The following is a 15014-nucleotide window of genomic DNA, read 5'->3' on the forward strand; positions in this document are numbered from 1 at the left end:
CTTTAGTTTTTTAAAATATTCTCTATTTTTATAACACCTTTACCCAAAGTTTTATTTCCACCTAATTGAAAACACTTATTATTAACGGTAAATTGATATTGGCTTAAAATCCATGAATAAAATATTGTACTTGCTGGGAATTGTTCTTCATCAAAAAGTTTTGTATTTTCCTCTTCAACCTTATTTCTTATTGATATATTTGTATGATTATTTACTAAAAAAATAAATATATCATCACTTACAATAGAAAACCCTTTGTTATATATTCCTAACTTATTAATAAAGTCTTTAAGTTTTTCAAAATCACTTAGCTTTTTTGTGTTGAATAAACTTCCATTTATTATTAAGTTATAATCTTCTTTTGTATTAAAATTTATAGCTTCGCTGTCATAAACTGTTAAGCTACTCATACTATTATTAAAATCTAAATTACTATGTTTTATTTCTTCTGCTAACCTATTTAATATAAAAGGACAAGTTATATAGTGCACTCCTTCTTGTGTAGAAATAGGGAATAAAACTATTTTCATATCTGTAATCAAAACATTTTTACCATTTTTGATTAATTTTTGTCTCTTTAAACTTCCTTTTAAGGAAGTACCCTCAACTATTGGTATATTTCTTTGAACTTCTCTTTTTAATGGTATTTGTGCAAACTCTGTTGATGAAGAATCTCCACTACTAAGGGGAGTTATATTTTTAAATATAATTAAATTCTCATACTTAATCATTTTCTTCACCTGCTATTGCCTTAATATTATCTACAATTTGGTCCATATACCAAATAGACATTTGAGACCTTCTAGCTGATTTTTCTGCAACTTTTACAGCTTTACAATAGTTTTTAGGATCAATATTGTCATCCTTCAAAGCTGGTATTGATAAAATTGGGAGTCCGTATACCCCACTTGCTGCATAAGTAGCAAATTCTCTAGATTTTGCTACTGTATGGTCCATTGTTCCTGATTTACATTCTATGACAATAACTTTACCATACTTTGTTAAAAGCATAATATCAAACTCGGTGAAACAATTTTCCTCTTTTTTTATGTTTTCCTTATCTTTTTTATCATCATATATTTTTACGGAATGTTTAACATCTATATAGTATTCATTACCTTTATTTTTCAACTCTTTAACTACATCCAATATTAGAGTTAAAATCATATTTTCAAAAATAAAACCAAATTTATTTTGATTATATCCACCACAATTAAATAATTCATTTATTATTTTTTCTTCTTCATCTTTATTTATATTTTCTTCTTTGTAAACTTCACCAATAATATCTTCTATAATTTGTTTTTGATAAGACCAACTTCTTATATCATTTATGATAGAGTCTATTTTCTTTCCATTTCTAAAATTTCTTATCTCATATTCAGTATCTTCATACTTAAATTTAATATATTCATAATCAACTTCTTGTAGTTGTTTTATTTTCTTGTCATCCTTTAGCATCTTTTTTTTCAAGATATTATAAGAAATATTTTCTTGTTCTGGTTTAAAATAATTTTTCTTTATATACACCCCTAATCTTTTATATTTATCATTAGATTCGTTTGCTTTTTTATTTAAACCAAACAACAACTTAACTAAATCCTTACCTTCAAATTTACATTCTTCATCTTCTAAATTATCTTTTTTCTTTACCTCACAGCTTTTATAATTATTTTCAATTTCTTCTTCAAATCTTTTATTTAGTTTTCTATAAAAAGTTTTTATAAAAGGATCAATTTCATCTAACTCTTTTTCTTTTTTTAAATCTATATTATTAAATTGAAATCCAGCTAATAATAATGCTTTATTTAAGTCTAGCTCTTCTTTTGTTAAATTGTTTTTATTATTCAATTTGCCATCTTCTTGATCAAACAAATTTTTTTCTTCTAAATTTTCACTATTTCCTATATAATCTTTAGCATTTATAAGTTTTAAGTTATCATTATTTCCTTCAAAATAAATAATTTTATCGTTTTTTTCTTCATTCACCCTTTTTTGTATAACTTTTAGCATAGCTAAAACTGTATTTCTTTGTCCACCCGTTATATTCCATACAATATTTTTTGAACTGGCACCAACTTTTTCTTTTATTTTAGTAAATATAGCCTTAACATCTTTACCTGTATTGCAATTTATTAAATCTATATTTTTTGTATTTTCCAAAGCATTATTTAAATTTTTGTCCCATATTTCATTGTTAAATTGATTATATAACTTATCTTTTTTGCTTCCCTCTTGAAAAGTAATTGTATATACATTATCTACTGTTTCATTTAAAAGCACTATTGGAATATAGTTTACCAACTGATTAAGGGTAGAACATATTACCATATCGAAATTTTTACTCATATTATTTCTCCTTTACAATAATAAATTTATTAAATCCTTTAAATGCATGATATCCATTTTTCATTTCCAGCTTATCTATATTTTTGTTGACTTCTACTTTAAAAACGCTTCCCTCTGGAACACCTATTTTAATAGCTTTTTCTTTTTCTTTTCCCTTTCTTTGGTCAAAACCACCAATGTACTCTTTACCTCTAATAACTGCTCCTTTTACTTCTACATCTTGTCCAAAATCAGGCTTCCAAGTGCTTAGTAAATTATTTTGAAGTATTGCAGGAGAAGTTAATACTATCTTATAATTACCCTTTGGTATAGTTTCTTTATTTTTTATTTCTCTGTTCTTTACTTCATAAACGCAAGTTTTCCCTTCTCCTCCTAGTTTCATAAATCCTTTTTTAGGTATAGTTATATCAGCTTTTATATTAAAATCTACTTGAAAATAATAATTTTCATCTTTAAAATAAGAATAATTTATTCTATAAAGTTTTCCTTCTTCTGCTGTTCCATTTTTATTAAGCTGTATACCTATCTTTTCTCTTCTTTTAAATATATTCGTATCTTTTATAATTTCTATATTGTCTTTATATTTATTTTCATATTTGTATAATTGATATTTATACATATAAAAATTGTTATCATTAGACAAGACTTTATTACTTTGTGGAGGAAACAATAAATATTCTAGTTCATCTAAATCCGCCAATGGATTTTTTCCAAAAGCACCATACATTATTTGTTTACAATTTTTATCTAAATATATATCTAAAGGGATTTTTATTATTCTTTCTCCATCTTTACATATATAAATATCTTTTATCTCTAAGTTTTCTTCTAAAAATTTATATAAATCCTCATCTGTTTTTTGAGTATCAACTTCTTTTTTTATTTTATCTGGATTTTCACTATACAAAATTGCAAATATAGCTCCATAAAACACAGAAGGATAAGGCATATTTCTAGAATTTATCCAATTTGATTCCCCTGCATCAAAACTTTTTCTTTCTCCAAAAAACAATCCATCATTAGGTATTATTTTAATGCTTTTAGCAATCTTAGTTTTCACTTTATAACACCTCTTTTTCTGTATTTAAAGATATAAATTTACATATAGCAAGTAAACTTAATAAATTATCTATTTCAATAGTTTCCTTATTTTCTCTTTTCCTTTTCCTTGTTAAAACACGTTTAAATATATCTTGTATTTTACTTTTACTTATATTATTTAAACTATCATTTTCTTTAAATATATCTTTTCTACTTAATATTCTTCTTATATAAGATAATATAATTTTCAAATCAATATAGTCAGTATTTCTATCTATAAGTGGTCTAACTTGTTTTTCTATATCTATAGCAACACTTCTACTCATTCCTTCATGAAAAGCTTTTTTTAAATAATTCAAATCTCTTATTAGTTCATTATCATAAATAGAAGTATAAGTAATAGTTTTTGCCCCTCCTGTTAAATATGTAACTGAAATTCCATTTTTTAATATATCACAATCATTTTTATGATAATCATATTCTCTTTTTACTTGCTCCAATTTTTTTCTGGTTATGTTTAAAGCAAAATCAAGTGGAGTTTTATGATGAGAAAAAACTACTGAAGTAGATAAAGTAATCTTCTTAGAAAACATTTCTTTATATTTATTTTCATATAATTGATCAATAGCTTCATATAATTTTTCTACAATATCCATAGTAGAAAATACGTCTGACAACAGTAATATATCATCTCCACCAACATATACAAACTCACACTTTTCTTTTAATTCATTTACAATCTTTTCTATAAATTCCTCTATAAAAGATGTAACTTTATTTTGATATTCTAAAAAGTTTTCTTCATCATAATACTTTCCACTAATCCATAAACCTAAATTATCTATGTCAGCTTTTATAAAAGCATAGTATTTACTTTGTACTGTTTCTGTTTGTCTAATTTTATCTAATACTTCTCTCTGCTTTCTTGTAATTTTAAACTTATTCAAATATTTGGACTCTAATATATCTTTATATAATATTTCTTCATCAAAACTTTTAAGTTGTTTCTTATAACCATTCCATATTTCACGCTCATTTTTTATCCACGATCTTAAAGCAACTTCAGTTAGAGAAGGATATCTTTTGTCTTCAACAACTTTAAATTTTCTTTTAAAATAACACGGAAAGCATAAACTTTTAAGTTTTTTATTTTTTTGTTCTTCATTATTTAAAACAATTTTGCCTTTAGCTTCACCACATAAATCACACACTCTAAGCTTTGAAGTTTGTTTAAATTCTTTTAAATTTTCATTATAACCTTTAAAACATACCTGATTTTCTTTTTTGAAAATCCTGCTATTTTTCCTAGCAGCCATGAGTCTTATTGCATTTATATATGAGTCTTTGTATTCTTTTCCTTCTGCTTGTACAACGTAAATTTCAGGAATATCTAAAATACTTTGTTTTGCATCTTCCCATATATTTTTAAAATATTTTTTTATATTAATTAAAAAAAATTCCTCTTTTAATCTATTTATTTGTAAATTTAAATTAATTATTTTATTTTTACTTTTGAATACTAAGGTATTTGGGAAGGCTTGTATAGAATTATCATTTAAATTTAACATTTTACTATTAGGAACTATCATATCCAAATTATCTTTATTATTTTCCGTAAATTTTATAGCAATATGTTTCATAAGTTCACTTATGATGATACTGCTATTAAACAAATCTATAGTCTTTTTTGATTTTTCTATATAATTTTGTATAGATGCAACATTTACTATAATACAATTACACACTATTTTTCCTCCTTTCTTTTGGGTAAAAAATTGAATTCTACTTCTATAAATTCCGTTTCAGAACCTTTTTTACCATGTTTATTTTTTTTAAAATAAACATATTTTTTATCTTCTATCCTTTTTCTACTTAATTGCTTTAAATTGCAATCTTGCATTTTTTTTACCCATTTTACTCTACTAAATGTTTCTTTCTCAATTTTAAAATTGAAAAGTTTTTGTTTTTCTTTAGATTTTTTAATTTTTTTTCCGTTAACTTCATACTCAATAACTTCTTTTTTTGATTTAAAAATTTTTTTATCAAAGATTATTTTATCTAAAATATTATCAACAAAAGTATTATTTTGAGTAACATATCCCTTTTCTAAAAATAATGTTGCCTCAAACAATGCTTTATAATACTCTATATCCTTATCAGTGTCTTTTCTATTCATATATACTTCTATAAAAACATCATTGTTATCTTCATTAACTATTCTTAATCCAAAAGGTGAAGCCTGATCTTCCTTATCTCCAAACAATAAATTTTCCTCTTTAAAAAGATCCTTTGTATTTCTTATTTTATTTCCAACTTCATAGGCAAATAAACTTCTCCACCATTTTCTCATTAAACCTTTTATACTGGTTAATCTTACTTCTCTTAATATTTCGCCTTTTTCATTTTTTTCTTTTTTAGCACCTTTTTTTTCGAAGATTTTTTTATTTATTTTATAGATATGTTGTCCTGTAATTTTTTTAGTAACTTTTTCTTTAAAATGTCCATATCCTACATTAGTTCTCCCACCTAATCCAAATACACATAATGCTTCTTTAATTAGATTTTCTATTTCTATTTTTATATTTTCCTCTTCTATTCCATTATTTATATAATAGTTAAAAGTAAATTGTCCTCCTTCTAAAGCTAGAAAAAAAACTGGTAAACATTCCTCATCTTTATTTTTTAATTCTCCCTTTTCGTAATAACTTGGACTTATATTTGTTAAAATATCTTCTGAAATGTTATATCCTTTGCCAAAAGAATCAAAAAACATTATTTCATAAAATTTATCTTTTATGCAATTAAGATTATTATTGGAATTATCTTTATCAAGTTTAAAATTTAAATAATTAAATATACAACCCTTTATAGTAGATGCTGGTATATATGGTATTCCATAAAAATGATGTATACACAGTGAAAAGTTTTCTATAGTACTCTCTCCAAAACCTACTATAATTTTTTGTGATACTCTTAGATTAATAGTACTTATTTTTTTACTTATACTAGCTAACTTATCCTGTTCATCTTTATATACCTTTTTAATAAAATCTTCATTTAATTTTATATTTAAATCATCTTTTTCATTTTCACTATTTTTGTCCCCTTTAAGAAAGCTTACTATTTTCCTTTCTTTTTCCAACAAACTTACATTGCTTTTATGTATCCAAGAATTATCATTTATTTTACCTTCTTTATATTTATTTAAAGGAACTATTTTATCTAAAAACACTCCAAAGTGACTATTTATATCTCCTGCCATCTTTTTCACCACCTCTTATATCAACTTGTAAAAATCCACATCCTAAAGATTTATTTCCACCTATCTGAATAATTTTATCAATTACTTTTTTCTTTGTTGTACCATACCTATTTATAAAATTATAAAACACACTATTAATTGGTACATATTCTTCTGTAAATAGCGCTCCATCTTCAACCATGCCTTTTTCATTTATTCTTATTCTTGTTCTTTTTTCTGTACACATAGTTACAAAAAACTTAAAAGTAGCATTATCTACAATTTTTATTTCATTCAACTTAACAGCTTGACCAACATCTATATTACACAAATTCTTTTTTATAAAGTCTAAGGTTATTTCATGTATTTTATTAGGAATAATTGTCTTTACTTTCATACTTTCAATTTCAATCTCTTCCTCTTTATAAATGCTATTACTTGTTTTTATAGTCTCCTCTTTTACAAATATTTTATATTCTTCTAAAAATCTGTCTAATATATAAGGACATGTTATAAAAAAATAACGGTTTTTAAATGATCTGACAGGAAAAATAAGCAACTCACCATCAGTTATAATCATTTTACCAATACTATTGCCTGTTTTATCACCATAAATTTCTTTTTCATTTAAACTGTTATTTTCTTTTCTCAATATTCCTTTAAAAGTAGAAGATGGAATTAAAGGATATTTAGTATGTTCTTCTCTTATAATTGGACAATCTACTTCATATGAACTTTGAGTTTTTCCTATATGTAATGCTGTTAAAGTTTTATATAAAACTAAATCAAAATCATTTTCTTGCATTTTTATCACCCCTATCTAAAAAAATAAAGCCATGACCGGAAGAAGTATTTTCACCTATTCCTGCTCTTTCATAGATAAATTTTATTAACTTAAAATCTCCTTTAACTTTAAGCTTAGCCTTCCATGAAGCTACATATCCATTTTTATATTTTGCAAAAGCCATTCTCTTATAGCTTCCTTTTTTATTTCGTATAAAATCAAATTTTAACCTAACAGTTTTACTCTCTTCTTTAGTAATAACTTTTTTATCTATAGCTTTATCTATAGTTATCTTTCTTAACTTTTCTTTAAGCTCTTCATTATCCTCTAAAAGTCTAGGTCGTTTTTTAGATTTTCCAACGTCTTTCGGGATATTAACTATAAATTTTGCTTTAAAAATATATTCTTCACTAGGTTTTAGCTTGTCATATATATCTTCTTTTTCCATTTCTGTTATTCTAATTATTAAATCTTCTAGCTTTCCTATTTCACCTTTATCTTTATATTTTAGGTTGTTTAGTGTTAAGGTTTTATTTTTTATTTTCATGAAATCCTCAATTATACAGCTTTCTCCACAAATATAAAAATGCCCCTTTTTTTCTTCTATATTTAAAAATAGATCTGAAAAAACAAAAGGCCTTTTCATTTTTTTATCATCGTGAATTTTTTTACTCTTCTTTCCATCTAATGTATTAATTAATATAGAATAAATTTGATGGTTATATATGTTTCTACTATATTTAACTTTCAATTCTTTATCATCTATATTATTTTTTATTTCAAAATTAACTTTTATTCTCAATTTATCACATTCTTTCTAATTTATTCTACAATAATTTTACCATAATATTCCCATTCAATAAAACTATATTGTTATTTATATAAAAGATAAAAGATAAAAAATAAAGAATTAAAATTATAAATACACTATCTCTAATTAAGATGGAAAAAATGATTAGTTTAGATACATTTGCAAAATTTCAAGAATACATTATCTCTAATTAACAGAGAAGAAAAAAGAATGAAAAGAGAAACTAAAAAGTCTTTTAAAAATACATTATCTCTAATTAACGAAACATGGGAAGCATTATTTAGAAATTTATAAACAACTTTTAAAAATACATTATCTCTAATTAACGAATACAAACTCAATTATTCAAGGGATTTTGTGCACCTTTTAAAAATACATTATCTCTAATTAACTTTATATCTTCCTGTATATTATTTAAGCTGTTTTCTATTTTAAAAATACATTATCTCTAATTAACGTAATTTTATCACCTTATAGAAGTTTTCCAGAAATAGATTTTAAAAATACATTATCTCTAATTAACAGTATTAAATTTGATTACATAGAAAATTTAGAAGAATATTTTAAAAATACATTATCTCTAATTAACCTTATTAGGAACTATTACAGCTACTTTATATTTAAAATTTTAAAAATACATTATCTCTAATTAACATGCTACAAGAGTTAAATTTGTTATAAGATCAAGAAAATTTTAAAAATACATTATCTCTAATTAACGGTTAAATCCAGATACATGAGCGCCAATCACTGAATCATTTTAAAAATACATTATCTCTAATTAACAGTATGCTAGATATCTTTTAAATTCAAATTCTAATCAATTTTAAAAATACATTATCTCTAATTAACCAGAAATGGAAGGAATGATTTCATAAGGTGATTATAATTTTAAAAATACATTATCTCTAATTAACCCCAAATATATCTATTTTTCTTTAAATATCTTTGAAAATCTTTTTCTTGACATTTTTATATTTTATGTATACCTTAAATTTTGCATTGAACCTAATTTTTTGATAATTATGCTTAATCCATTGAATAGCAACATTTTTAGAAGATTTATTTTAAAATTCAAATTCGCTACTAAAGGTTTACTGCAAAACTTTATTTAATTTTGTATTTGTAATATCTATTTACAAAATCCTGCTCCTATTGCTGAGTTTTTCTCTCCAATGCCCACTGCTCTTGCCAAAAAAGCTAGCTTTTGCGCTTCTTCATTGTCTTGAACTTGTATGCTTACTTTGTTTGCTAAAAGCTTTATGCCCTTGTAATTAAAATGCATTGGCTTTCTGTTTTTAAACTCGATACTCTTTATAAATTTACCTTTTACATCTATGTCCTCATTAAAAAAGCTCTTATACTTCTTTTCCAAATTGTCTTCTAATCTACTTTTAAACAGTTCTAAATCGCCATTAGTTTGAAGCCAAGGATTGTTATCTACAGTTATTATTAATGGAGTTTGAGTGTAAAGCTCTTTTATATGCCTTTTATCCATTGATTTTTTAGAAATTGAAATGACATTAAAATCATCACTTTTCACATTAGAAAGGCACCTATCTATTTTCTTCATAAATTCATCACTTAAGCCTCTAATTTTAAAAATATATAGCCTATTTTTTTTATAAAATTTATCTCTTTCTATAGGATAGAAGCTGTTAAATACATAATTTTTGTACTCTTTCTTTGGATGGACTTCTTTTAAATCTTTATCTAAAAGCATGCTCTTATTTATGTTTTTCCCTATTATATATCCTGAATCCTCAAAATATATATCTTTTTTCAACATTACTGTTATTGTTAATTCAATAAATCTCATTTTTATACCTCTTTATCCAATTTTATGTATATTATACCATATATTAATTTACTTACGCATTGATACCAATGTTAATTATTTATTATAAGCTATAGAAAAGTTTAAATTCTGCTAGTTTTATTAACTTTAAATCATCTATCTTTTCATCTATATGTAAAATTAAGTATAAAATAAAAGCCCTAGATTTCTCTAAGACTTTTACATATTTTTATTAATATTCTACATCTCATGTTAAGGTTCAATATTTACGTTCGGCAAAGGAAACAGAACCTTTTTTCTAATTTAAATACATCTCATGTTAATGTTCAATTAAAGGTTAAAGGCCATGCAGGCAATTACTACAAATTTAAATACATCTCATGTTAATGTTCAATTAGGTATGTGTTCAACTATATATCTAGGTGCAGAATTTAAATACATCTCATGTTAATGTTCAATTTAATTACCCTGTCGTCCAAATCGCCGAAAATTTGTATTTAAATACATCTCATGTTAATGTTCAATAGTCTTCTTCAAATGGATAATTCCAAATATGACTCCATAATTTAAATACATCTCATGTTAATGTTCAATAGCAATTGGATTACATGAAGGGTACGTTATATTAAATTTAAATACATCTCATGTTAATGTTCAATTAAGAAAGTTTATAAATAAATTTAAGGAGGATTAATAATTTAAATACATCTCATGTTAATGTTCAATTGTTTCCTCGGCTGGAATTGTTGGAGTGTCTTTCAAATTTAAATACATCTCATGTTAATGTTCAATCTTCGACGACGATGACGACGACGACTTCGACGACTTATTTAAATACATCTCATGTTAAGGTTCAACAAACTCATACACTTCTGTTTTATTTCCATCTTAGTTATTTAAATACATCTCATGTTAAGGTTCAACCCTTCATTACTTAGCACTCTTAAATAACTATTAGTATTTAAATACATCTCATGTTAAGGTTCAACTATAATTATTCTAAAGATATCGAAAAGGGTAAATTATTTAAATACATCTCATGTTAAGGTTCAACCGTAAAGGACTTTGCTGAGTTCCAGGGTAAAATGAAATTTAAATACATCTCATGTTAAGGTTCAACGAATTTACACCATATTTTTTACCGCCTGTAATATTGATTTAAATACATCTCATGTTAAGGTTCAACTATGGCTACTGTAAGTCAACAAACTGGACTAACAGGATTTAAATACATCTCATGTTAAGGTTCAACCATAGTAAAATAGCCATTCTCTAAAATCAATAATAGCACATAAGTATTGATTTTACAAGGTTTCCCAAAAACTTTTCCAACCGATTGTAGAATTTTAAAAAATCGTTGTAAAAACCTACCTTAACCTTTGTATTTCAAGCATTGAGATAGTTCCTAAAATTAAAAACGGTTGGAAAAATATCTATTAATGTTTTATAGTAATAAAGCTTTCTATAACAATAAATGCACTAGCTTTAGAATCTCTTCTAACTTCTAGTGCACTTGTTTTTTATTTAATCTTTATTATTTGTTCATTGGTATTTGGGTTTTTGGGTACATCCTATGTTAAGGTTCAATAAGAAAAGAAAATTTAGAAAAGTAAAATGTTTAGAATTTAAATACATCCTATGTTAAGGTTCAATATAAAAATACATTGTAAAAAGTGTGGATTTATTACATTTAAATACATCCTATGTTAAGGTTCAATCATAGTAAAATAGCCATTCCTTAAAATCAATAATACCACATAAGTATTGATTTAACAAGGTTTCTTAAAAATTTTACCAACCGATTGTGAAATTTTAGAAAACCGTTATAAAAACCTATCGTAGCTCTTGAAATACAAGGCCTACGATAGTTTAGAAAATTAAAAACGGTTGGAAAAATATCTATATATTATAACTCTTTTTCTTCTTCAAATTCTTCGTACAAATAATTAACCCCTTCATGCCACATTTTAGTTTCTTCTCTTTCTAAAGCTTCATAAGTTTTTGAATTATAAAATTCTAATAAAGCCTCCTTCTCAGATGTACCATGCTGTTTAGCATATCTATAAGTTACTTTTGCTGCTTTAAGTGGAATAAAAATATGTACATTTTCTTGTGTTATTTTAGGTAATGTCATACTTTATAACCTCTATTCTGTAAAAATAGTTCTATTTCAGATAAAATAAATTCTTTTCCTTGAGTATGTAGTAAATCATAGTCTTCTATTAAAAAATCGGTAATTCCACTTTCATAAAACAAGACTGACACATCTCTCCCCTTCATTTGAAACTTAACTTTAAAGTTTTCTATACAAAATGAAACAAACTCCAATATTTTTTCATTATAATTTAGTTCTAGTATTTATATCACCTTCTAATTATATTTAATTTAGTTAACCTTTAACTAACTTATTTTTTTAATTATAATATATTTTTTAACTTATGAATATATAAAAAACTACTTTAAAGTCTTCTAAATAAAACTCTAAAGTAGTATTGACCAAACAACAAATTTAGCAGTTTTTTAAAAACAAACCACTAAAAACTTCCTTATTTGTTATCTGTTCATTGGTATTTGGTTTTTTATGTACATCTCATGTTAAGGTTCAACAAATTCTTTTTACTTTTATTCCTTCTCTCTCTATAATTTAAATACATCTCATGTTAATGTTCAATAAATGATACGCAAATAACAGCATATTGTTGGGCGGAATTTAAATACATCTCATGTTAAGGTTCAATATTATCTAATCAGAATCTAGTGGATTATATATGGAAATTTAAATACATCTCATGTTAATGTTCAATCAATTTCAAGAGATTTCTATATAACATCTGTATTCAATTTAAATACATCTCATGTTAATGTTCAATTAAGTATAATGGTGTATATTTGCAATTGCCTAATGAATTTAAATACATCTCATGTTAATGTTCAATCAGCACTTATTATATAGTAACTCAGCTTGAAAATGTATTTAAATACATCTCATGTTAATGTTCAATCATAGTAAAATAGCCATTCCTTATTTCTAAGAATACCACATACCTATTGATTTTACAAGGTTTCCTAAAAACTTTTCCAACCGATTATGAAATTTTAAAAAAACATTATAAAAAACCATATTAGGCCTTGAATATAAGCTCTAGGATAGGTTCTAAACTGAAAAACGGTTGGAAAAGTATCTATTGATATATTATACTAATAATCTTTTCCACAATAATAAATGCACTAGCTTTAGAATCTTTTCTAACTGCTAGTGGATTAGTTCTTTGATTGATCTTTGTTATTTATTAATTATTATTTGCTTTTTGGAATACATCTCATATTAATGTTCAACAAATTTATGAAACTCCTTCTCGTTCCTTCGAATGAGTAAGCGATTCGCAGCAAATTAGGAATTTGAGTCCTCTGCTTAAAATAGTCATCACATAAAATCAATAATAAGTATTGATTTAACAAGATTTATCTGTTTCAATATAACTCCTCTTATTTACCTAATTAAACAATCATTTCAAAACAAATCATAAATTAATTGTATTTCTCTTCTTAGAACAATTTAAAATATACACTGATTTAGATACATTTTTTTTATTCAATTGTCACAAAACTGAGTTTATTACTACATATTAAGTAAGCATATAAAAAGATTCTGTATTTTTTATTAAAAATTTATTGATCTATTTAAGGAGGTATATATTATGAAAAGCAAAAATTTATTAGATATTATTTTGAAGTTAATATCATTAATAAATAATATTATTCAAATTATAATTTTGATACTAACGTAAGTAGCAGGATTTTTATATCCTGCTACTCACCATCCTTTTCACAACACATTTTAAATCTAGCATCATTTATAAAAGCATAAATATATGATGGACCTCTTAACTCTTGTAACTGAGTAGTTGTAGTTACTACACCTTTTTTTAATCCTTTAACTATATCACTTATAGGTATATTATAATTAGTAGTACTTGGAACTATATATTTTCCTTTTATTTCATAAGTAAAAGCTTGTCCTCTTTTTTGGAAAAACTCCTCTCCTTGATGTTTTATTAAAATTTTCATAACTGTATCTTCACAACAACCTATACTTTCATTATTACTTTTTTTATTTTTTAAAACATCATCTTGATACTTCATCAGATCAATTAAATTGCCTACAAAAGTAGAATTTGATTTAGCAAAATTAGTATTATTAGATTTATTACTTTTAAAAGTTCTTTTATAGTTCCTTGTAAAATAAAAATAAACAGCATTCTTCTTGTTATCAATATTACCATCTATTATTTTATTCATTTCTTCATTTTCAAGATTACCCCTAATATCATTAAAAAGTATCACGTCATATTCAGCTAAATTATTAATTTTGTTATCTATTATAGCCATTTTAACTTTTTCAAATTGATTTAATAAATTTGAATCTTCTAACAGTTTTTCTTCTTCTTTATTTTTAGATATAACAATTATATTTTTTTCCTCCATTAATGTCTGTTCCCTTTTACACTCTTGAGCTGTTCTTTCTATATATTCAATTTCTTCCTTTGTTTTTTTTGAAACTTGTTCTGATACTTCTTTCGGTACTTTATTACTAATTTCATTTTCTACAACCATAGGTACTTTATTATTAACCTCATTTTCTACAACTGATTTGATTTTATTTTTTATATCTTTTATCACTTGAAATATTGATATACCTAATATCACCAAGATTGATTTTCCGTAAATCTCTATTTTATCCAGTCTATTATCAATATTATCCTTTTTACTAGACCATTTCCCATTTAACTTATCATATTTTTCTATTAATTCTTGATTATCCTTTTTCAATTCATAGTATTTCTTCATTATTTCTTCTTTTGACATTGTTTCATTGATAGAATTAGGAGCAGCATATACTACTCCACTATTTATCCCACAATCCAAAATACAAAATATATTTAAAAATACTGATATTAAAATTATTTTTTTACATATATTCTTCATTTTT

The 15014-nt window shown here is 24.3% G+C and carries 11 protein-coding genes and 1 CRISPR repeat array; all 11 genes read right to left on the reverse strand.

Annotation, left to right across the window (positions count from 1 at the left end; all coding sequences use genetic code 11):
* Positions 1-2 precede the first annotated feature (2 nt).
* The gene (locus ABDZ71_RS11310; RefSeq protein WP_343761693.1) at positions 3-731 is read right to left on the reverse strand and encodes an RAMP superfamily CRISPR-associated protein; all 729 of its coding nucleotides are present in this window, start codon (positions 729-731) and stop codon (positions 3-5) included.
* Positions 724-2349 carry a hypothetical protein gene (locus ABDZ71_RS11315; RefSeq protein ID WP_343761694.1) on the reverse strand — a complete coding sequence of 542 codons (1626 nt, stop codon included), beginning with the start codon at positions 2347-2349 and terminating at the stop codon, positions 724-726. The genes ABDZ71_RS11310 and ABDZ71_RS11315 overlap by 8 nt, the downstream gene beginning before the upstream one ends.
* A gap of 1 nt (position 2350) precedes the next feature.
* Entirely contained in the window at positions 2351-3409 is a 1059-nt protein-coding gene (gene cmr3 / locus ABDZ71_RS11320; protein WP_343761695.1) for a type III-B CRISPR module-associated protein Cmr3, read from the reverse strand.
* 1 nt (position 3410) lies between these two features.
* The gene (gene cas10 / locus ABDZ71_RS11325) at positions 3411-5135 is read right to left on the reverse strand and encodes a type III-B CRISPR-associated protein Cas10/Cmr2 (protein ID WP_343761696.1); all 1725 of its coding nucleotides are present in this window, start codon (positions 5133-5135) and stop codon (positions 3411-3413) included.
* The gene (gene cmr1, locus ABDZ71_RS11330) at positions 5135-6652 is read right to left on the reverse strand and encodes a type III-B CRISPR module RAMP protein Cmr1 (RefSeq protein WP_343761697.1); all 1518 of its coding nucleotides are present in this window, start codon (positions 6650-6652) and stop codon (positions 5135-5137) included. The genes cas10 and cmr1 overlap by 1 nt, the downstream gene beginning before the upstream one ends.
* Positions 6633-7436, reverse strand: coding sequence for a type III-B CRISPR module RAMP protein Cmr4 (gene cmr4 / locus ABDZ71_RS11335; RefSeq protein WP_343761698.1), 804 nt, complete (start codon positions 7434-7436; stop codon positions 6633-6635). Before cmr4 ends, cmr1 begins: the two co-directional genes overlap by 20 nt.
* Complete coding sequence (locus ABDZ71_RS11340) at positions 7423-8217, reverse strand: CRISPR-associated endoribonuclease Cas6 (RefSeq protein ID WP_343761700.1); 795 nt, start codon at positions 8215-8217, stop codon at positions 7423-7425. The genes cmr4 and ABDZ71_RS11340 overlap by 14 nt, the downstream gene beginning before the upstream one ends.
* Positions 8218-8328: 111 nt before the next feature.
* Positions 8329-9143: direct repeats of the CRISPR family, unit length 29 nt; unit sequence ATTTTAAAAATACATTATCTCTAATTAAC.
* 215 nt (positions 9144-9358) lie between these two features.
* On the reverse strand, positions 9359-10045 hold the full coding sequence (gene cas6, locus ABDZ71_RS11345; RefSeq protein WP_343761701.1) for a CRISPR-associated endoribonuclease Cas6: 687 nt from the start codon (positions 10043-10045) through the stop codon (positions 9359-9361).
* A 1885-nt stretch (positions 10046-11930) separates the two neighbouring features.
* Entirely contained in the window at positions 11931-12158 is a 228-nt protein-coding gene (locus tag ABDZ71_RS11350; protein ID WP_343761703.1) for a hypothetical protein, read from the reverse strand.
* Positions 12155-12352, reverse strand: a complete 198-nt coding sequence (locus tag ABDZ71_RS11355) for a DUF3791 domain-containing protein (RefSeq protein WP_343761705.1) — start codon at positions 12350-12352, stop codon at positions 12155-12157. The genes ABDZ71_RS11350 and ABDZ71_RS11355 overlap by 4 nt, the downstream gene beginning before the upstream one ends.
* Positions 12353-13834: 1482 nt before the next feature.
* Positions 13835-15010 carry an NARF domain-containing protein gene (locus ABDZ71_RS11360; protein ID WP_343761706.1) on the reverse strand — a complete coding sequence of 392 codons (1176 nt, stop codon included), beginning with the start codon at positions 15008-15010 and terminating at the stop codon, positions 13835-13837.
* Positions 15011-15014: the final 4 nt, after the last annotated feature.

This window comes from Clostridium oceanicum (assembly GCF_039521385.1).
GTDB lineage: Bacteria > Bacillota > Clostridia > Clostridiales > Clostridiaceae > Clostridium_F > Clostridium_F oceanicum.